A 21,377-nucleotide genomic window follows, 5' to 3' on the forward strand; every position below is an offset into this window, starting at 1 on the left:
ACGAGGATAAGACGGCCGGAAGATGAGGAAGAGATGTGGAAAAGACAGCATCCTGGCGGCTGAACGGGCGTATACCCATTGAGATACCAGGATGCTTTATTATGAATGAGGGAAACCGAATGTATTACCTGAACAGGTTCACCGTGGCGCCTATCTCATAGGTACCATCCACGTAAGATTTGATGCCGCCTGTCTGCGTGGTGTAAAGCGCCTGTAATATTACCGTCCTGGCAATATTAACCCCCAGTCCTGCTGTGACACTTTTTGAGGTATGATACATGCCCATCAGACTGGCCACGTTATCCAGTATGTATAGATTAAGACCTGCATCCACGATGTTGTCATAGCCGTCTATGCCGCGGTAGCATACTTTGGGTTCAATACCGCTGATCACGCCCTGTTCCGGTGTAAAGCGATAGGATGCTGAAGTAAAGAAAAGCCCGCCGCCGTTCACACCATAGTCCTTACCGGTGAAAAGGCTCCTTACGTTGGGCAGGGCCGCCTGCAGGAACAGGTTGCCATTCGTATAGGCCATACCGTATTCTGCTTCAAAGTAGTTGTCGCGGCGGTTAAATGCAGACAGGGAAGGATCTGCCGCGTCGCCGTCTACCTTGGTATAGTCCAGCCGCTGCACGTTGAATGCCAGCGACAGGCCGAAATGCAGCTGCGAGCCGTTTTCGCCCAGGGGCAGGTGATAAGCGTAGGTAGCTGCCAGGCGGGTGCGGGTAATGAGGCCCGCCTCGTCGTTAAAGACTTTGAAGCCGGCTCCTACCCTGTTACCCAGGGCGCCATCGGCACTGAAATGACCGGTTACCGGAGAGCCTTCTATACCGTTGTACTGACGACGGTAAGCGGCATTCAGGTGCATACCGCTATCAATTCCGGCCATAGCCGGGTTAGCGAGGTACTGGTTCTGGAACCACTGGGTGCCGGAGGGCTCCAGCAAACCCAGGGAGTTGCCCAGGCTCTGGGCCTGGGCATTCCGGGTGAATAAAGTGGCCAGTACAACACTGCAAAGCATGAACAGGCGCATATGTACTTTTTTATCAGATCGGAAGTTCATAATCATACACATTTAAAGGATCAATAACGGTCACGTACAATCGTAATATAACCTGTTGCCGTCTTGGCGCCATTCTGGATCGTCAGGATATAGTAGTAGGTACCTTCTGCCAGCGGGCTGCCGTTTACAGTACCATCCCAGTCATTGCTGTAATTCCTTCGGTTGTAGATCAGGCGGCCGGCGCGGTCGTAGATCTTCACCTCGTTATCCGGATAGCTGTCCAGGTTGCGGATCACCCAGCGGTCGTTGCGGCCATCGCCGTTAGGCGTCAGCACGTTGGTAGCATCCACTTTGAAGTCTGTTACCACGCTGAGGTCAAATGAACCGGTAGCGGTACATCCTGCCGCGCTGGTGGCTGTTACTTCGTAAGTGGTGTTCACCATGGGGCGCACTTCGAGTACGGCGGAGTTTTGTCCGCTGATGATGCCATCTGCGGCGGTCCACGCATAGGTAGCGCCACCGGTAGCGGTCAGCCTCACAACATCGCCTTTTGAAATGCTGGCGCCTTTATCGCTGGTGATGGTTACCACCGGCAATGCGTTCACCGTGACGGTGAAGGTGCGGCGCAGGGAGTCTACCGCCCCGCCGGAAGTACCGCCATTATCGCGGATGGTAACGGCTACGGTGGCGGCGCCTGTTGGCGCATCTGCTTTAAGGCGATAGGTCAGTACATCACCGGCGCCCACGCTCAGCTCATCAAAGATGTTGCTGGCAGAAGTGGCGGTAATGGTATATGTCTGGCCCGGTTCGGTGGCAGAAGCACCGGTGAGCTGTATGGTATGTGTCTGCACATCGTTACAGATGGCCACATTACTGATCGCATCCAGGGTGGGCGGCTGGTTCACGAATACTACGCGTACAGTAACCGGTACCGCGGTGCTGGTATTGAGGCCGTCGCTGACGGTCAGGCCCAGGTTCACATCCGTACCCACCAGGGCATTCAGCAGGTTGGAATTCCTTACGGAGATCACACCTGCGGTGCTGATTTCCAGGGCGCCTGCCGAACCATCAGCTGCAATGGCCCAGTTCTGTATGGTGCCGGATGCGTCGGTAGCGGTAACCGTACCCACAACGGTGCCTGCAGGGCTGTACTGGCTTACGGTAAAGTGCTGACCTGCGGCGATCACCGGCGGGGTGACATCATTAGTACGGGTAATACTGTTGGAGGCGGTGTTGCCGTAGTTTACCACGTTCTCTGCCACATCTGCCGGGAGGCTGATGGTTACCGGGCCATCTGTTCCGGGTGTTACCAGCACGGTATAAGTGATATTATCTGCAGTCTGCAGGTTAGATGCAGTTCCATTGGTGATCGTAAAGTCTGATGCCGTCAGTTGTGTTACTGCCTCGTTGAAGGTAGCCGTTACGGTGAACGCTGCATTGACGCGGGCGGGGGCTGCAGATGTAAGCGCTACAGACGGACGGGCCGTGTGTACGAATACTCCGCTGGTATTGGGTACGCCGTTAAGCGTGAGAATAGCAGGGTTGTTGGACTGGTCGGTAAACCGCACATCGGTTCGGGTCATCTCCAGCGCTGTGCCCAGCTGGATACCATCCAGGTCAAGGTCTCCTGCCTGTACAGTATAGGCAAAAGTGAGCCGCGTAGTACCAAAACCTGTAACAAAGCCTGCCTGCACGGTTTTACTGCCGATGATCACCGGCAGGGTGAGCGTGCTGGGTGTGGCATTCACCCTTACTATCTCATTCCAGTTCACGGCAAAGTTCAGCACATCTCCCTCTTTGTAGTAGCCGTTAGCCGGCACTTCTACAGCAGTGATAAACGGCGGGTTAGGATCATAAGAATAGAAGAGCGTGCCCGAAGCCTCGTTCAGGTTGCCCGCCATATCTTCCGCAACGTTAGCGGGTATCTGTACGGACACTGTTCCCTGTACCTGCGGTGAGATCAGGGCGGTGTAGGTAGTACTGTTGATCATCTGGAAGTCGCTGGCTACGGCGTTCGTCAGCGCAATGTCTGATATCGTAAAGCCTGTAACAGGATGACTGAAGACGATGGTGGCAGTCCAGGCCACATTGGAGCCTGTTATACCGCTGAAGCTTACCGTTGGACGGCTGCCCAGCACAAACACGTTGCTGGTGCTGCCCACGTTGTTCAGCGTAAGGTCAGCACTGTTACCAACCGCATCTCTAATCGGCGTACCGCCCGGAACAAGCGCGCTGCCAACTGTGATGCCATCCATATCCATATCACCGGGTTGTACTTCATAACGGTATACAATGGTATTGGCAGTGGGCATGCTGAACCTGGCGGCCTGTACGGTGGTAGTGCCGATTGTTACAGGTAAAGTAGCGGTTGATCCGGTTGATACTACCGGCTCACTGAATTGCACGGTAAACAGTAATACCTCACCGGCTTTATAGTAATCATCAGCTGGTACTGTTACAGCGGTGATCACCGGCGCCAGGGCGTCTACCAGTACCGCGCTCGTATTGCCAGCGCCATTAATGGTAAGATCCGCATTGTTGGTAGCCAGATCTGTAATATTACCGTTGTTGAGCGAGAGTGCAGTACCGATGGTGATGCCATCCAGGTCGCTCTGGCCATTCTGCACGGTATAGCTGAAGGTCAGCGCATTGCTGCCGCTGCCGCCTGTATAATTAGCTGCTACGGTTGTAGTGCCAATGGTGAGCGGCAGGGAAGGCGTATTGGTAACCGTTACGTCCTCGTTGAAGTTGACGGTAAAGGTCAGCACATCGCCCACATTGTAAGTGCCGTCAGCAGGCACTGTTACCGAGGTGATGGCCGGGCCCGTAGCGTCGTGAATATAGGTAAGCGTATTGGAAGGAGCGTTACCATTGCCTGCAATGTTGGTGGCAACGTTAGCAGCTACACTAAGTGATACCGGATTGTCTGAAGCACCTTCCACCTGCACGGTGTAGACGCTGGGGGATACCTGGCTGAAATTACTCAGGTTTGCATTGGCAGCGGTGATATCCGTCTCAGTAAAGCCGGTGACATCTTCCTCAAAGGTGATGGTCATTGTCCAGGGGCCGTTCAGATCCGGTGCACCAGACAATACCACTGAAGGTAAGTTCGTGTTCACGAACACGTTATTGGTAGGAGCGATATTATTCAGTGCAAGCACTGCATTGTTACCTACTCCATCCCTGATGGTACCTGCGTTGAGCGCGATGCTGGCACCCACTGCAATACCATCCATATCCATATCTCCCGGCTGCACGGTGTAGGTGAAGTACAGGGCGGAAGTACCGGCACCGCTGACATAATCTGCTTCTACCACGGTAGTGCCGATGGTGACAGGGATAGATGGAACTGCCGAAGGCGTAACATTCTCGCTGAAGTGTACCGTAAAGTATAGCTGCTGGCCGCCTTTATAGTAACCATCGGCAGGAACGGATACGGAAGTAACCACCGGTGCAACAGCGTCTACTATTACCCCGCCGGTACTGTTTACATTACTCAGGACAGGTACCGCGTTGTTGGTAGCTTCATCCGTGATCGTACCACCGTTCAGGACGATGGTGGGATTAACGGCAATACCGTTATCATCCAGATCCCCATCCTGTACGGTGTAGCGGAATACGAGAGATCCTGTACCTGTTCCGGAAACATAGGTGGCCTGTTCAATAGTGGACCCGATGATTATGGGGACGGAAGGCGTGCCGGTAACCGTTACATTCTCATCGAAGTGAACGGTGAAATCAAGGTCATCGCCTGCCTTGTACCCACCGAAGGGAGGCACGTTGACGGAGGTAACGGTTGGCGGTATATCGTCATGTACATAGTTGATCGTATTGGAGGCGGTGTTGGCATTGCCGCCAATGTTGGTGGCCACGTTGGCGGCTACACTGAGTGATACCGGCACATTACCGCCTGCCGTTGCTGTTACCAGTACAGTATAGGTGGTGTTATCTGAAGTGGTGAACCCACTGAGCGTTGCATTGGTAGCGCTGATATCAGTCAACGCGAAGCCGGTCACCTCGTCGCTGAAGGTAATGGTCATGGTCCAGGGTGCATTACGCACCGGCGGTCCGGATAAGGTAACCGCAGGTATCACCGTGTTGACAAACACATTATTAGTGGGTGCTATGTTGTTAAGTGTCAGGTTCATGTCGTTACCGGCTGCATCGCGCACGGTGCCGCCGTTCAGGTCGAGCGTGCCAACGGTGATGCCGTCCATATCATTATCGCCTGCCACTATATAATACACAAAGAAGAGCGAATTGGTGCCGCTGCCACCGGTATAATTGGCTTTGCGGGTAACAGAACCGATCACGATGTCGAGTGTTGGCGTACCCGTTACGATTACATTCTCAGTGGTATTTACAGCGAAACCGATCATCTGGCCTTCTCTGTAGTAAGCATTAACCGGTACTGACACGGAAAAAACCGTGGGTGCTACTGCGTCTACCAGTACGTTGCTTATCGGACCTACACCATTGAGGGTAAGCACGGCATTATTCTCCGACAGGTCTGTTATTGTACCGCCGTTGAGGGCGAGGGTGGTTCCCAGCGCAAGGCCATTCAGGTCGCTCTGCCCGGCCAGTACAGTATAAGCAAAGGTAAGCGCACTGGTACCAGAACCGCCGGTATAGGTGGCCTGTACTGTGGCGGCCCCGATGATCACCGGCAATGATGGAGTGCCGGTCACGTTCACAGCTTCGCTGAAGTTGACGGTGAAGTTCAGGTCTTCGCCTTCGCTGTAGTAATCGCTGGCAGGCACATCCACCGAGGTAATAGCAGGCGCTGTGCCGTCGAACTCATAGGTGATGGTATTCGAGGCGGCGTTTCCGTTACCGCCCATATTTTCGGCAACGTTGGCTGGTACATTAACAGACACCGGTCCATCTCCCTGGGCAGTTACCGTCACCGTATATACAATATCGTTTGTTGTGTTCAGGCTGGAGACTGTACAGTTATTGCAATTGATATCTGCCAGTTCAAAGTTGCTTACTTCTTCACTGAAGGTGACGGTCATGGTCCAGGGCTGGTTGAGCTGGGCGGTACCGGTTAAGTTCACCGTTGGTATGACTGTGTTCACCAATACCCCGCTGGTATTTTCAACAGCATTCAGTGTAAGTGTGGCATCGTTGTCAGCTGCGTCCCATAGCCTGCCGGTATTGAGCGAAATATTGCCGCCCAGTTCAATACCATCCTCATCATTTTCTCCTGCCGCAACAATATGCCTGAAACGCAGGGCGTTTGAATTGGCGCCGGAGAGAAAATTGGCGGGTACCATCACTCCGCCGATGTTTACATCGATGGAAGGCGTACCGGTAACCCTTACAACCTCGTCGAAGTGCACGATGAAATCCAGGTAGTCTCCTTCATTATAATAACCGTCAGCAGGTACCTCTACAGAAGTTACCACAGGGCCAACCCCATCTACCAGTACAGCGGCTGTATTGCCAATGGAGTTGAGTGTGAGAATGGCCTCATTGCCGGCGATATCTGTTATAATACCGCCATCAAGGGTAATCGGGCCGCTTACACCTATACCGTCTTTATCCAGATCCCCTGCCGCTACGGTATAGCGGAAAACCAGGTTAGGTGTATTTGAGCCGGATACATATGTTGCTGTACGGGTGGTACCGCCGATGTTGAGCGTAATGTAAGGTATTCCGCCGGTGGCGTCCACCACCACATCTTCATTAAATGTTACCGTAAAGTCCATTTGCCCGCCAACACCATAAGTATCATTGGCAGGTACCCCTACAGAAGTAACCGATGGCATTTCGGTGTCGATGGTCCATGTGTAGGTTTCCGGTGTCGGATCCACGTTACCCGCGAGGTCTTTTGCGCGAACGGAAAAGGTGTGCGTTCCGGCGGGAAGGCCGAAGACATTGAACGGATTACCGGTAGGGAAAAACGGCGAGCCATCCAGCTCGTATTCAAAGGTAGCGTTTGGATCATCGGAAGTGAAGGTGAAACTTGCGTTGACCTCGTTGGTAAGGGCTGGCGGAGCATCCACGATCCCCGTCTCAGGCGCTGTTCTGTCTAATATAATATCGTCCTGGAAAACAGCGGACTCGTTTCCGGCCTCGTCTCTCAGGCGGATATATACGGTTTTCTGGCCATCCGGACCATTAAACAGATATCCCATCGGACTGGTATAAGGTCCAAAGGCGCCGAAATTAGTACCATCCTCGGAAATCGCCATTGTCAGGCCGCCGCTGCCACCACCGTCGGCGGCGTTCAGGCTCAGCGAAACGCTGGCATTATTTGTATATGCAGCGCCGCCGTTAATGGTGACGGCACCGGTGGGCGCAATTTTATCAATAAGTATGGTTTGTCCTAAGGTATAGGGCATAGGGTTGTCCACGGCGGGCGTAATGCCGGTGACGTTCGCCATATCCAGGCGGATTGTACCATTTCCACTACCTGTGTTAACGGTAACCACGCGGGTATTGCCGGAACCTGTAACCGGATCTATGGTCATACCAGTAATACTGCCATTGACTACCGTAGCAATAAAGTTGGAAGCACTGACACCACTAGCCGGACCATCGAAGGTAACGAGGAACTGTACGGAACTGGCGTTGGTGGATGTTGCTGTCGGGTTAAAACGGTTAATGCTGAGGATGTGGATGTTGGGAGGCGACAGCTTGAGCACCTGGCCACCGCAGGGATCACCGTTTATATCAGTAGTCGCACTTCCGTCATTCACATATAGGTCGCCATTGTGCTCCACAATTCCCCAGGGATAGGTACCAAAACCTTCGGTAAGCCCGCTGTAAATCTGAGTTCCGGTACCGGATGCATTGGCAAATTTTGTTACCTTATATATAGGATTAGCGCCGTCACGCTCTACGGCATACATGGTATTGGAGGCATCAATAGTGAGGCCGGTAAAATACCTTCCGGTCAGTATATCGGTTCTGCCAAAGGCAGGTGCAGTTAATTTGATTATGCCCCCGGCGCCACCGTTATAGAAATTGGTAACATATATATTACCGTCTGTGTCGGTATCAATTCCCCAGGGAAAGGTTCCATCGCCGGGATCGGCAATGCCACTGTACAACACCGTACCAGAACCACCTCCCTCGGAAGTATAGCGTGTTATCTGGTAAGAAGAGCCCACAGGCCCACTGCGCTCAACGGCCAGCAGGTTATTATTGTTATCCAGGCAGATCGCCGAATACATTTTACCCTGTTGTACAGATGTTGGCCCACCTGTTCCCCCTTGATGCCTGAGTATCTCATATCCAACACCGATATTGGCGCTTATTACGAATACATCGTTGTTGGTTGAATTTACCGCTACTCCCCAGGGAATCTGAAACGCTACCGGATCTGAGGCCAGCATAGAAAGCGGAACAAGGCTGGTGGGATTTCCACCATTCCATTTATACAAGCGGTAACCGCTACCATTGTATTTGACAACGTAAAGATTACCACTATTGTCTTTTGCAATCGCTGAATAGTAGCCGGTGTTCTGACTCGGGTCAGACTCAACCAGTGAAGCTGTGTAAGCCTGTGCCATGACCTGCTCTGCGCCGATCATACAGCACAGGGCCAGCAACAGGGTTCTCACAATTTTAAGAAGCGTAAAGTTGTACTTCATATTCAAATATTAAATACAGAGTAAGGGATTTTGCCAGCCCGATACGCTTTCCTGGTGGATCGCCTCCAGTTCTTTCGCATCGAACCGCATGCCTGTACCCTGGTCAAGGATAATTTTATGTATCTTATTTGCGGAAGCTGTAATCTTCAGAATATTGGCAGCCGGCAAAGCAAAGCCGGAGGATGGGTAAAAATTCTTTTCTCCACGGGGGCCCTTAATAATTCCATCACGCAGCCGCTGCTTTACTGTGTCCCAGTCGTCAGTACGCGCATAAGGCAGCAGTTCTTTCCAAACCAGTCCGGCTTCGTAGCCCATCAGGGAATAAATATTGGCGGGCTGTTTCGCGATGTTTTCAAATGATTTTACAAACAATTGGTTGGCTTTGTTCTCATCTTCCCGCATCCATAACTGCGCAGAATATATTTCAAGGTTGACGTTCTTGATATCTTCTAGGATGTCATCATAGGCCATGGTCTCAAATACCAGCAAAGGTATTTTTTTATAGAAACCGCTCTGTGTCCATTTTTCCAGGAAGCGGTTGCCCATGCTGCCACAAAGGATGACATGCACGTAGGGAGGCGGCTCTTTGGCCAGCTGCGCAAAGAAGCTGTCCAGCTCCATCTTGTGTGGATCCTGCTGATCAAAAGGCAGTATCGTAAGCTGCAGTTCGCGTCCGCCTGCGCTGAGCACGCCCTGCTGGAAACTGTTGTTCAGGTGGTAGCCTGCCTCGTATACAGCAGTAATAATATGCCCGCCGTCGCCCCATTTACTCCGGGCCCAACGTCCAAGGGCATACTGAGATTGCCATACCTGCTGGGAGGCATAGAAAACATCAGGGCTGAGATAAGGGAAATAAGGTACATATTCTCCCATATCAAAGAAGAAGGCGGGACGTTTGTCTTTCTCTATCAACGGAATCATGCCTGGTATTGATTTATAGCTGACCAGGCCTGAGAGAATATCCACACGGTTAAAAAACAGCAGCTTACGGGCTGCCGTTTCACAAGCATCCATACTTCCCATATGAGTGTATTCCTGCACAAATTCGATGGTATTCTGCCGCACGGGGTCCAGGCCCATGCCCAGCAACCACCCGGTAAACAGGTGGTGCGAGTAATAGGGATAAATACCCGAATAGGGTGTCAGGAATCCAATTTTCAGGGAGGTTTTCATATCTTCTGCTGTTGTTCCTTATATGTTCTAGTTCCGGGAAGGGTAAACTCCTTCCATGGCGATGAGCCAGGTCATTGCCAGGTAAGGGTTCTGTATGCTGAAGGGCTGTGTGCCGCCGGCCATACCAATGGTAACGCTGCCTGTTGTGGTTACGCCACCCAGGGTTGTAGTATTGGTAGCGTCAGGCGTTGCATAAATCTTCACCGGCTGAGCGCTGGGACCAGTACCAACATTGGCCGGTGCTGCCAGCCCCACGTCGGAAGCGGGCGTGTTGGTAGTAGCCGCAGTGGTGTTCACCGCAATGGAAGTTGCAATAGTGCTGGCTGCCACGTGGTTATGCGCAGGCATGTTGTTAAGTGTAAGCGTAGTAGAAGTAGTACCTGCAGTCTGGCCGAGATTGTAATTGCCTAAACCAGGGGCATTACCGGTACCGATAGGCGCACGGCCTCTCAGGTCGGGCAATGCAAAGGTAGTCTGGCCGTTTCCGCCGTAGGTAGTACCCAGCAAAGAGAATAACGCGGAATTCTGCGAAATAGAAATGATCTGGCCCCAGCACATCTGGTAGCCTCTGATGGCGAAGTTGCCGCCGAACAATAAAAGGGACGCTAAAAATGGATCCATAGCATTTAATGTTTAGGTGATAACGAGTGTTTACTGTATTCGTCTTGTGAAAATAATCCGGAGGAAATAAACCCGTTGTAAGCGTACATTACATGACAATCACTGCGGCTTTTATCAGTAGCCGGTGAGGGCAACGGCATTACCGGTTCGAGGGTAATAAAGGGTACGTTCATAGTTCAGGTCGTGCGCTTCTCTTTTTTAAATTTAGACGTCAGTAACTAACGCCAGGTTCTCAAAACAAATAGGATAAAAGAAGTTATCAGGCTTTTCAACAATAGGGCTAAAAATGTGGAGCTCAAACGTCCTTATATCTGACTCTGTGCCCAAAGGTAATTTTTAATATTGTAATATCCTAATACGTCAATTACACAATTAACTGTGCTGCAATGTATAACAATTTTTTGTACGGCTGATAGAGTGATTCTACTCTTTCTGCAGGGTACTTTTACACATTCTGAATAAGCGAATTATCTTCGCAGCAGATATTAACGACTAACGATTAACCACTTACGATTTTATGGACGGCCAATACAGAAAAGACATTTACCCGGGGCTGGAAGTAGGGATCATCCTGAAGAAAGATCAGCGCAGCGGCAAAATCACCTACGGCATTGTAAAAGATATACTGACCTCAGCAGCTTATCACTCCCGGGGCATTAAAGTGCGGCTGGAAGATGGCCAGATAGGCCGTGTAGCCGTGATAGAAGGATAAAAGAAGCGTGTCATTTTAACAATTCTTTTACCGGATTATGTTGTAATTTTATAATTCACCAAAGAAAAGGAGGTATTCATGCAATCTACAGGATATTCATGGAAACCTTCGGTTAGTATCGCCTAACCGGGTTGCTCCATACAAGAAGACTGTTGACGCAGACGCGTCGGAAAACCGCCGGTATACCGGCGGTTTTTTTGTTTGAGGTTTGAGGTTTGAAGTTTGAGGTTGGCCACAGGTTCAAAAGTTCAGGAACTGTGACCGGGTAAGCACACCTGATCTAAACCTTTAACTTTCCAACGAACCTCAAACCTCGAACTTCAAACTTCAAACGCTCAATGCTGTAACGCCCGGCAATATTTCCTGCGATAATCCTGTGGCGTAAGACCGGTGATCCGTTTGAATACTTTGCGGAAAGTTTTCATATCATTATAGCCTACGTCATACATGAGGTTGGTGATGCTGTGGGCTTCCCGTTCAAGGGCTTTCTTGGCTGATTCTATCTTTACCCGCTGCAGGTATTCAAGAGGTGTGTTCTTGGTGGCATGTTTGAAACGGCGGATGAAATTCCGCTTACTCATATTGATCTGTCCGGCAATCTCTTCCACAGACACCACAGAGTGATAATGTTCTTCAATATAGGCCTGCGCCCTGCGGATCTCTTCATCTTCATGCTGACGCTGACCGCTGAATACGGCAAAATGCGCCTGGCTCACCCGGTCCATATCGATCGAAAAGGTCTTGCTGAGCCAGATACCCGCTTCCCTGCCGTAGAATTTCTCAACCAGGTACAGCAGGAGGTTCAGGGAAGAAAACGCGCCGCCGCTGGTATACACGCCGTCCTGGTCCGTCACCACCACATCGGGCAGCACTTTTATACCCGGATAACGGCGCTGCATGTCTGCAATGTTGTTCCAGTGGGAGGTACATGCCCTGCCTGCCAGCAGGCCCGCCTCCGCCAGTAAATAGCTGCCCACACAAAGGCTGGCCACCTCCGCTCCTCTCCTGTTCATGGCGGCAATGAAGCTCACCATGGCCTGCTTGTTTTCCAAAGCCTTTTCCGGCGCGTTGTAGAACGCCGGGGCAATAACCAGGTGAGTGTCTTTGATCTCCCGCAGGGTACGATAGCGGAAATCCGGGTATGGCAACGGAAAAGGCTCAAAACCCTCCTTTTCCACCGCCAGGGTAACGCGGAATGCAGGGGGCTTTCCGGCCACGTCCATATATCGGTTGGCGCCGGCCAGCAGATCGAGTGCACCGGCAACAGCAGACAGGATGGCGTCTTCGTAGATCAGCAATGCTACTTCTTTCATGGAGACATTGTTTAGCCATTAGCGGCTGGTGATATTACTAACAACTCTACAAATATACCCTAAGAACATGGCACAAACACACCCTTATTATGGCGCTTCCGCACATCATGAAAGCGGATTTTCTTGCTGAGATTTGTATGGTACCAAAAATATCACCGGTTATGCATACTGTCGTATCTCCCGCCGAATGGCTGACTGCCCGCAAACAGTTCCTGGAAAAGGAAAAACAACTGAACCGGCTGCGCGACGAGGTAGCCCGCGAACGCCTCTCCCTGCCCTGGGAACGGGTAGAAAAGCAATACGTTTTTGAAGGCCCCGACGGCCCGGAAACAATGGCCGACCTCTTTGACGGCCGCAGCCAGCTGATTGTATACCACTTTATGCTGGGGCCCGACCGGGAAGAAGGCTGTCCCAGCTGCTCATTTTTCACTGATCATATAGACGGTACACTGGTACACCTGGCCAACCGTGATATTACCCTCCTGCTGGTTTCCAGGGCGCCTTATCAGCAGATCAAGGCTTTTAAAGAGCGGATGGGCTGGCAGGTAAGATGGGTATCTTCCTACGGTAACGACTTCAATTACGATTATCACGTGTCTTTCCGGCCCGAAGAGATTGCCACGGGTGAGGTATACTACAACTACGACAAGATTCCCTTTATGGCGGAAGACCTGCACGGAGCCAGTGCATTCTACAAAAATGAGGAGAACGAGATCTTCCACACCTACTCTACCTACATGCGGGGCTGTGATGTGATGGTGAACACATACAATTTTATGGATATTGCCCCCCTCGGCCGTAACGAAGATGACCTGGGCTTTACCATGTCCTGGGTACGCCACCACGACCGCTATGAACAAAGCTATATTGCAAATAAAAAAGCTGCCGGCCAGGCGCCTGCCACCATGGGGCACGATTGCTGCAGCGGAGGGGCACACTCATGAAACCGCATTGCTGCTGCGGCACCCGGGAAGCTACCAGGCCTGCAGCCAGTCTGCCGCCGCCCGCTGAAGTACCGTCGCAAAAACCCTCCCTGCTCAAACGCCTCGGCAATGGCATCCGCTGGATGCTCCCCGGCGCCATACTGATCCTCATCCCCAAATGCCCCATGTGCCTGGCCGCCTACATTGCCCTGGGAACGGGCATCGGCCTTTCTGTGACTACAGCACAATATCTGCGAACCGGCCTGATTGCGGGGTGCATCTTATCACTGGCGTATATGCTGGTAAAACAGTTGAAACGAGTTTGAAGTTTGAAGTTTGTTAAATGTTCGAGGTTAGGGAATTGTGGGTTTGTTAAAGCACACCAGCCCTGAACCTTTAACTTTAAACGAACTTCAAACCTCAAACCTTCAAACTTTTCAGACACTGATTTTAATGACCACCTTCTTCACCTCTCCCGGCTCATCAATGCGGAGGTTGGGCATGTGCAGATCTGTTGGGAAAAAGATAGCGAAGTAGTTTTGCTCCATTCGGGAGAAAAAAGCTGGCTTTTCCGGGAAGAGCATATAGTCAGCCGCTTCATCGTAGGCCTGGGAAGGAGATTTGTCCAGCAGCAGATCGTGGCCGATCAACTCTGCACCGCGAACGATGTACTGTACATCGATGTATTGCTTGTGAGACTCCATCTGTTCACCGGAAGGATCTACCGTTTCATATTCGTTGACAATGGCAAAAATGTCTTTGCCTTCGATCTCATACCTGCCTTTCGTCAGCGAAGCAAGATCAGTACGCTTCAGGTATTCAAAGGCCTTAACGAATTTCGGGCCCAGACCGTAGTACAGGTGAGCGTTCTCCAGGGTGTCCAGTATCATAACAATTATGCATGGTTAGGGCAGAAAGATATAGCATTTAAAAATAAATTAGATTAATATTTCTATGAATTTCCCTAAACTATCCTGGATCATTTTTTGTACTATTAGGTAGTTGCTATACACCGATGCTCAAAATTGCCAACTAACATGCCCAGAATCTTGCTTATTGAAGATGACCCGATAGAGCGTTATGTGCTTACCACCTATCTCAGGCGCTACTGTACGGCAGAAGTTATCACTGCTACCGGTGAAGACTGTATTAGATACATATCCACCATGCCATCGGTGGACATGGCGATCATGGACTGGTGTATTGTTCCCGGGCACAACGGGGCGCCAGTGATCCAGAGTATCCGGAATGCCGATCCACACGCAAAGATCGTGGTGTATACCTCCTCTCTTGAAAAAAGCGACGAGATCACGGCCCTCCATGCAGGGGCAGACAAATTCCTTAAAAAGACAGGGAATATGGAAGAATTGCGATCTTACATCAGCAGGTTGCAGCTTTCAAATTCACAGGTACAGATCCCTGAATGAACATTGCAAATTGGTCTCACTCCGAACCTTGCATGTAGGATTTTGGGATTGGGATTGGCGGGGTTCAAAGTATGAGCGTTTGAAAGTTTGAAGGTATTCTGATATGGTAGTACACCTTCAAACTTTCAAACGTTCAAACTATTAAACTATTTAAAACTTATACGCAATACTCGTCAAAAAATTAGACAACTTCTGCGGACGGGCATAAAAACCATCACTTACCCAATACTTCTCGTTGCCAATATTATTGGCCTTTACACTAATGCGGAACTTAGGAGTATTGTAGAATACAGTAGCATCTATCACCGTATATGCAGGCAGTATAAATGCATTGGTATTATCGTAAAATGCGTCAGACACATACATTACGCCGCCACCTGCACCCAGGCCTTTTACAGCACCGTTCAGGATCGTGTAGCTGAGCCAGATATTGCCCACATGCTTAGGTGCGCCCGGCGCTCTTTTGCCAACGATCTTTAAATCCGCCTTTGTATATTCATTATCGTTATAGCCGTAACCGCTTACAAAGTTAAAACCTGGGAAGGGGTTGCCTACCACTTCCACTTCTATGCCCTTGCTTTGCTGGGTGCCGTCCTGTACAGTAAAAACTTTGCCATCCCTCACTTCGGGGCGGGTACTGTTCTTTACGTCAATATTATAATAGCTGACAGTGGCATTCAGTTTATGCTGCAGCAGATCCAGCTTAAGGCCTCCCTCCCACTGGTTGGCCTGCTGGGGCTTGAATTCAGACACCGTACCATCAGGTTGCGTTACGTTGGCCACATTCTTGAATCCGTTCATATAGTTACCGAACAAAGATACTTTGCTGGGCACCGGCTGATAGACGATACCAAACTTGGGCGACAACGCCGTCTGGTTATAATTACCTGTGGTTAGCTGTGTAAGATTGTTCTTCGTGCCTTTGTTTACAAAGTAGTCTACACGGAGACTCGCCATTACCAGCAGGTGCTCGGTCAGGTTCAATACATCAGAAAAGTAAGCTGCATAGGAATACTGGCGGCTCAGGGTTTCAGGTGCGCTCTTCAGCGACAAACTATCGTCCAGCTGCTGTATACGGATGTCCTTTTGTGTGCGCAGGATATTCACGGTATCCAGGTTCACAAAAGCATATTTCAGGTTACGGTACTGGTCCATAAAATCTACCCCTACTACCAGCCTGTTTCGCATACTGCCGATGAGGAAGTCACCGGTGAAGTTTTGCTGTACATGCTTGCGGCCCATTTTATCGGGTGCATAGGTACCGATGTTGCGCGCAACAGTAGTATCGGTGGTCCAGGTAAGATTGAAGTAATAGAGGTCATTATATCCGCCGGTAGCCCATGCGTAGTTGGTGGTGAAGGTCCATTTATCGGACAGCTTGTATGTTGCCTGGGCAAAGATGTTGCTGGACATCTGCCTGCCTGAGAAAGAATTATCGATCAGCGAGCGTTTGTAGTCCAGCTTCAGCTGATCCCAGGAGCTGGCCTTCACACCGGGGCCAATGATCCAGGCTGAACTGGAAGTACCGCTGTAATTCTGGAAATCAGCGTCCAGGCGAAGGGTAAGGCGGTCGTTCACTTTATAGGCAAAGGATGGTGCGATAACAACGGTGGTGCCATGGCCCTGGTCCTGGAAGGTGTTCTCTTTCTGGTAAGCGGTATTGATCCGGAACAGCAGGGACTTATCCTCATTCACGGGCATATTAAAATCGGCTGCAATACGGCTGAGGTCATAACTGCCCTGGGTATACGATATTTCACCGCCCAGGTAGTCATACGGCTTTTTGGTAATGTAGTTCACCAGTCCGCCAAAGGAAACCATGGTACCGCCAAATAAAGCCGAAGAAGGGCCTTTAATGGCTTCCACGCGATCTACCGTAGCCAGGTCTATCGTGGTACGGGTAAAAGTGGCCATACCATTACGCAGGTTATCCGTGGTGTTAAAACCACGGGAAAAGAAAGCAGGGATACCAGCCGCCGTTTTAGAGGGAGCGGCGCCGGGCACATTACGGAAAGATTCTTCCAGTGTAACGGCCATCTGTTCCCTGATCAGTTCTTTATCCACCACGCTGTATACCTGCGGGTTTTCCAGGTTCTTTAAGGGCAGGCGGGCCACGTTATCGCTTTGTTTGCGGGAGGTGATGGTATATTTATCTCCCACGATCAGTATTTCATTCAAGGCCTGCATGCTGGCAGCCAGGCTGAAATCTGCCGTAGCGGTTTCACCGGCCTGCAGGGAAACGGTGCGTTCCTGGGGCTCCTGGCCCGTAAAGGTAACGCTGAGTATATAGGTACCTGCTTCCAGTCCGCTGAAGACAAAGTTGCCATTCTTATCCACGCGCACCGCTGTTTTACCTTTAATGCGCACGGTGGCATGCTCTGCGGGCTGACCATCGCTGGTAGTTACTTTTCCTTTTATAGTGCCATCTTGCTGCTGGTAATGAATAAGACCGGATAAAGGGCTGGTGGCAGCTGCAGAATTGGGAGCGCTGCATAGTGCGGTGAAGAGCGCTGCCGTAAGGCCGGTGTAAAGGGCTTTGACAGGACTTGGTAAACTTGTACTCATTGCGGTTAGTAGTTATGCATTTTTTCGAACTGGCGCGAAGTAAATGTAAACCCGCCGCTTCCATTTACGAGAAACGGAATAGTTTTTACCATATTGGGAAAAACCGTAATGAAAGGTTAAAAGTTTGAGCGCCTGAAAGTTTGAAGGTGCACTACCATATATCAGGGGACCTTCAAACTTTCAAACCCTCAAACCTTCAAGCCGTTCTTATCCGTAAAAACTGTTTCGTATATACCTGCCAGATAAGCACCAGCCACAACACGGCACAGGGCACGGCTTTTAAAGCATAAGGCACAACAAAGTTCTTTTTAAACCAGGGTGTTACCAGGTCCGAATGTGAAAATGAGGTGCCGATCAGTAAAAAGATAAAGAAGGCGTTCACCCATTTGGTGGGGTATTGCAGCACGTACCAGATACAGGCGGCAGGGAACGCGATGATATACGTAGGCGATTCCGAGCTGGTACTGAAGATAACGGTGAAGATCAGCGTAGTACAGAGCAGGTACAGCTGGTAATTACGGTTCTCACGGTACTTAAGAAAGAGGTACTGCCCTGCGAACAGTAAAATGGCTGGTCCGAGTACCCAGAGATTGCTCAGTTTTTTGAGGTGAAATACCCGCTGGATCACGCCCTGCACACAAATGTTCTGTAACAGTACGCCTTTGTCAAACTGGTAGTTCTTGTTGTTCTTGAAAACCAGGGCCTCTCCCCATTCCTTATAGGCGTTTACGATATAAGCAGGAGTAGAAATGATCATGGGCAGGGCAAACAATACCAGTCCCCATACCAGCAGGCTGCCGATCAGCTTCCAGCGGTTGTTGGAGAAAAAGAAAAACGCCAGGCCTACCACGCCATATAATTTAGTCAGCGTACCTATGACGATAAAAAATGCTGCCCAGAACTCCCTGCCCTGCCGTATCAGCACATAACTCATGATAATGCAGGCAATGATGGAAGGGTTCAGCTGCCAGTAGCTGCTGGCGGCCATCAGCTCATGACTAGCAAATATCAGCACCAGGTTCTGCTGTATCCGGTTCAGCGGCAGCTGCCGGATGGCAAAATACAGGAAAGCGGCATTGCACAACATCCATATAAAAGCTCCCACCACATCGGGTAGCCAGGTAAAGGGGGCGATGATCATACTGAACACCGGCCCGTACATGTTTACGTCAAAATATTCCGGGTAGGCAATATACAGTGGTTGCAGGGCACGGGTATGCAGGTATACGTGCTTGAAAATGATGTAGTTGTTAATGTAGGGACCAGCCAGCTCCTTAAAAGCTACCAATATAGACAGCCCAAACCATAATGCGGGCGCCAGCCACTCTTTTTCGCCCAGCCAGGCGAGTGTAAAACGTTTTTTCGACGCAAGGCCGATGTTCTGCTCCATAGATCGATTAGAATGAGGGCGGAAAATTATATTAAATAAATTAAAAATAAAAAGTCCCTCGCCGTTAACAATTTACACTTAAACCAGGCAAAATACCCCGCATATTAAAGCTAACAGCCAACAGCTAACCGCCAACAGCTCTTTTTGGCCTGTCCTGCCCCGCAGATTGTCATTAATGCACCCTGCCCGGGCCATCCGGTCATCGTAAGTTTGTATAGGATACCTGATTACTACAACTAAACACACCTTATCATGCAAACTACCGCCATTCTGAAGTCTTTTGATGATAGTTTCAATATCCTGCTGCAGCTGATAGCCGCATTCCCGCAGGATCGTCTAAACACCGTGCCCTTTGAAGGCAGCTGGACCGGCGCACAGGTAGCCCGGCATTTACAGAAAAGCTCCCCGGCCGGATTGTTGTACGGGCATACCGGGCCTACAGAACGCCAGCCGGATATGCTGGTAGCGCCCCTGCGCCAAACCTTCCTTGATTTCACGGTCAAATTCAAAGCGCCGGAAGTGCTGGAACCTGAAAATGTGGAATATGTCAAAGAAAATCTGCTCAGCGAACTGGAAATCACCGCTGCCGCCATCCGCAAAGGTATTCAGACCCTGGACCTCAGCGTTACCTGCCTGGATTGGGAAATGCCACAAACCGGCTACCTTACCCGGCTGGAGTGGGTCAGCTTTTATACCGTCCATACCCAAAGGCATACACGACAACTGCAAAATATCTTTGAAACCGTCATCCGTAAAACCTACGCTTAAATACTTTACGCCCCTGTACGGGGCGTAAAGCTTTCTCCACAATCTGTACAGCCTGGCGGCCTAAATTTCCCGATGTTGCCCCTGCCCTGGCTGCCCTTCCTCAAAATCACGGGGTTATTATGCAATTTCTGCCGAATGGAATGCGGTTTGATCATATCTTGTGCTATAAAGCAGCCTGCTTTTAACAAAGCACTGCCTCAAATTGTAATAGTACAGGAGGGGATTGAGCGTATACGTACCGGTAAAATTTGTTAATTTACTCTATGGATAAGCCAGTAATAACGAAAGGAATAGACCATTTCTTCATTGATGTGTACAATATCTTCCGGTTCATCAGCCGCTTTTTCAGGCAGTTGTTCCATCCGCCGTTCGAGTTCCGGGAGTTTATGCGTCAATGTTATTTTGTAGGCAACAAATCCCTTTCGCTGATCACGCTTACAGGGTTCATTACCGGGCTGGTATTCACCAAGCAATCCCGCCCCTCGCTGGCCGAATTCGGGGCCACCTCCTGGCTGCCTTCCCTGATCTCCATCGCCATCATCAGGGCCCTGGCGCCGCTGGTTACTTCCCTTATCTGCGCAGGCAAAGTAGGCTCCGGCATCGGGGCAGAACTGGCCTCCATGCGGGTAACAGAACAGATAGACGCCATGGAGGTATCGGCCATCAATCCTTTTAAATACCTGGTGGTAACCCGTATCATGGCCACCACGGTATGCGTACCCCTGCTCATGGCCTACACAGGACTGGTGGGCATGGCGGGCGCCTATTTGGACATTCACTTAAATGAGCAGACCTCGCTGGCTACCTTTACACAGAACGCCGTTACCAATATTTCTTTCCTGGACCTGGCCTCTTCCCTGCTCAAAGCTACCATGTACGGCTTCACCATCGGGGTGGTCAGCTGCTACCAGGGATACAATGCCACCCAGGGCACCCAGGGCGTGGGCAAGGCCGCGAATGTATCTGTTGTAATATCCATGTTCCTCATCTTTATAGAAGAAGTGGTGATTGTACAACTCATCAACGCTATAAGATGATGAATTCCAAAAACCATCAATCAGATTCCAAACGCCAACAGCTAAACGCTGACAGCAAAAAGATACAAAATGAAAGGATTTACGCCGGATATTGACTGGAATGAAACCGTAATTTCGATAAAGGATCTGTATAAATCCTTCGGGGATAACCATGTGCTCCGTGGTGTGAACCTCGACGTGCACAAAGGCGAAAATGTAGTGGTGCTGGGCCGCTCCGGTACCGGTAAATCTGTACTGATCAAGATCATTATACGGCTGCTGGAACAGGATGCAGGGCAGGTGAACGTAATGGGACAGGAAGTAGAACACCTGGATACGGAAGGCCTGCGGGAGCTGCGCCTGAAAGTAGGCTTCTGTTTCCAGCATGGGGCCCTGTACGATAGTATGACCATCGCCGAGAACCTGAACTTTCCCCTGGAACGGAATGAGCCCGGCATGACGGCCAAAGAACGGAACCGCCGTATAGACCTGGTACTGGAAGCCGTTGGCCTGAGCCATACCCGCGACCAGATGCCTTCGGAGCTTTCCGGCGGGCAGCGCAAACGTATCGGTATTGCCCGTACACTGATCCTGCGGCCGGATATTATGCTGTATGACGAACCGACCGCCGGCCTGGACCCCATCACCTGCACAGAGATCAATAACCTGATCAACGAAGTGCAGCGCCGTTTTAAAACCAGCTCTATCATCATCACCCATGATCTTACCTGTGCCAAAGCCACAGGCGATAATATTGCAGTAATGAAAGAAGGAAAGTTCATTGTCAAGGGAACCTTTGACGAGGTATTCCGTGAAAACGATGAACTGATCAGGGAATTCTATGAATATAACTTTACTGAATAGC

15 protein-coding genes are annotated in these 21,377 nt (G+C 50.5%); 7 read left to right on the forward strand and 8 right to left on the reverse strand.

What is annotated here, in order from left to right:
* Positions 1-124: 124 nt before the first annotated feature.
* Genes Q0577_RS20580 through Q0577_RS20595 form a run of 4 tightly spaced genes read right to left on the reverse strand, consistent with a single transcriptional unit; the run spans position 125 to position 10,398 of the window.
* On the reverse strand, positions 125-1,063 hold the full coding sequence (locus Q0577_RS20580) for a PorP/SprF family type IX secretion system membrane protein (protein WP_298739658.1): 939 nt from the start codon (positions 1,061-1,063) through the stop codon (positions 125-127).
* Positions 1,064-1,083: 20 nt separating this feature from the next.
* The gene (locus tag Q0577_RS20585; protein WP_298739660.1) at positions 1,084-8,604 is read right to left on the reverse strand and encodes an Ig-like domain-containing protein; all 7,521 of its coding nucleotides are present in this window, start codon (positions 8,602-8,604) and stop codon (positions 1,084-1,086) included.
* A gap of 9 nt (positions 8,605-8,613) precedes the next feature.
* Positions 8,614-9,777, reverse strand: a complete 1,164-nt coding sequence (locus Q0577_RS20590) for an ABC transporter substrate-binding protein (protein WP_298739661.1) — start codon at positions 9,775-9,777, stop codon at positions 8,614-8,616.
* Between the two features lie 27 nt (positions 9,778-9,804).
* On the reverse strand, positions 9,805-10,398 hold the full coding sequence (locus tag Q0577_RS20595) for a tail fiber protein (protein WP_298739663.1): 594 nt from the start codon (positions 10,396-10,398) through the stop codon (positions 9,805-9,807).
* A gap of 517 nt (positions 10,399-10,915) precedes the next feature.
* Between Q0577_RS20595 and Q0577_RS20600 the strand changes: the two genes are divergently transcribed.
* Positions 10,916-11,110: a YwbE family protein gene (locus Q0577_RS20600; RefSeq protein ID WP_298739665.1), complete on the forward strand. Its 195-nt coding sequence runs from the start codon at positions 10,916-10,918 to the stop codon at positions 11,108-11,110.
* A gap of 335 nt (positions 11,111-11,445) precedes the next feature.
* Here Q0577_RS20600 and Q0577_RS20605 read toward each other — a convergent pair whose 3' ends face one another.
* Positions 11,446-12,423: a helix-turn-helix domain-containing protein gene (locus Q0577_RS20605; RefSeq protein WP_298739666.1), complete on the reverse strand. Its 978-nt coding sequence runs from the start codon at positions 12,421-12,423 to the stop codon at positions 11,446-11,448.
* 161 nt (positions 12,424-12,584) lie between these two features.
* Between Q0577_RS20605 and Q0577_RS20610 the strand changes: the two genes are divergently transcribed.
* Both Q0577_RS20610 and Q0577_RS20615 read left to right on the forward strand, forming a co-directional pair.
* Complete coding sequence (locus Q0577_RS20610) at positions 12,585-13,367, forward strand: thioredoxin family protein (protein ID WP_298739669.1); 783 nt, start codon at positions 12,585-12,587, stop codon at positions 13,365-13,367.
* Positions 13,364-13,672 (forward strand): hypothetical protein, encoded by a 309-nt coding sequence (locus Q0577_RS20615; RefSeq protein ID WP_298739671.1) that lies wholly within the window; start codon positions 13,364-13,366, stop codon positions 13,670-13,672. The genes Q0577_RS20610 and Q0577_RS20615 overlap by 4 nt, the downstream gene beginning before the upstream one ends.
* A gap of 111 nt (positions 13,673-13,783) precedes the next feature.
* Here the strand turns inward: Q0577_RS20615 and Q0577_RS20620 are convergent, their stop codons facing one another.
* Positions 13,784-14,236 carry a YhcH/YjgK/YiaL family protein gene (locus Q0577_RS20620; RefSeq protein WP_298739673.1) on the reverse strand — a complete coding sequence of 151 codons (453 nt, stop codon included), beginning with the start codon at positions 14,234-14,236 and terminating at the stop codon, positions 13,784-13,786.
* A 147-nt stretch (positions 14,237-14,383) separates the two neighbouring features.
* On the opposite strand from Q0577_RS20620, the gene Q0577_RS20625 reads away from it, so the two are divergent.
* Entirely contained in the window at positions 14,384-14,773 is a 390-nt protein-coding gene (locus Q0577_RS20625; RefSeq protein WP_298739674.1) for a response regulator, read from the forward strand.
* Between the two features lie 150 nt (positions 14,774-14,923).
* Here the strand turns inward: Q0577_RS20625 and Q0577_RS20630 are convergent, their stop codons facing one another.
* Together Q0577_RS20630 and Q0577_RS20635 are read right to left on the reverse strand one after the other, a co-directional pair.
* Entirely contained in the window at positions 14,924-17,338 is a 2,415-nt protein-coding gene (locus tag Q0577_RS20630) for a TonB-dependent receptor (protein ID WP_298739676.1), read from the reverse strand.
* A gap of 196 nt (positions 17,339-17,534) precedes the next feature.
* Complete coding sequence (locus Q0577_RS20635) at positions 17,535-18,728, reverse strand: glycosyltransferase family 87 protein (protein WP_298739679.1); 1,194 nt, start codon at positions 18,726-18,728, stop codon at positions 17,535-17,537.
* A 252-nt stretch (positions 18,729-18,980) separates the two neighbouring features.
* Here Q0577_RS20635 and Q0577_RS20640 point away from each other — a divergent pair, with 252 nt between their 5' ends.
* From Q0577_RS20640 to Q0577_RS20650, 3 genes are all read left to right on the forward strand, one after another.
* Positions 18,981-19,496 carry a DinB family protein gene (locus Q0577_RS20640; protein WP_298739682.1) on the forward strand — a complete coding sequence of 172 codons (516 nt, stop codon included), beginning with the start codon at positions 18,981-18,983 and terminating at the stop codon, positions 19,494-19,496.
* Between the two features lie 263 nt (positions 19,497-19,759).
* The gene (locus tag Q0577_RS20645; protein ID WP_298739685.1) at positions 19,760-20,533 is read left to right on the forward strand and encodes an ABC transporter permease; all 774 of its coding nucleotides are present in this window, start codon (positions 19,760-19,762) and stop codon (positions 20,531-20,533) included.
* 69 nt (positions 20,534-20,602) lie between these two features.
* Positions 20,603-21,376 (forward strand): ATP-binding cassette domain-containing protein, encoded by a 774-nt coding sequence (locus Q0577_RS20650; protein ID WP_298739688.1) that lies wholly within the window; start codon positions 20,603-20,605, stop codon positions 21,374-21,376.
* Position 21,377 lies beyond the last annotated feature (1 nt).

Source organism: uncultured Chitinophaga sp. (assembly GCF_937898475.1).
GTDB lineage: Bacteria > Bacteroidota > Bacteroidia > Chitinophagales > Chitinophagaceae > Chitinophaga.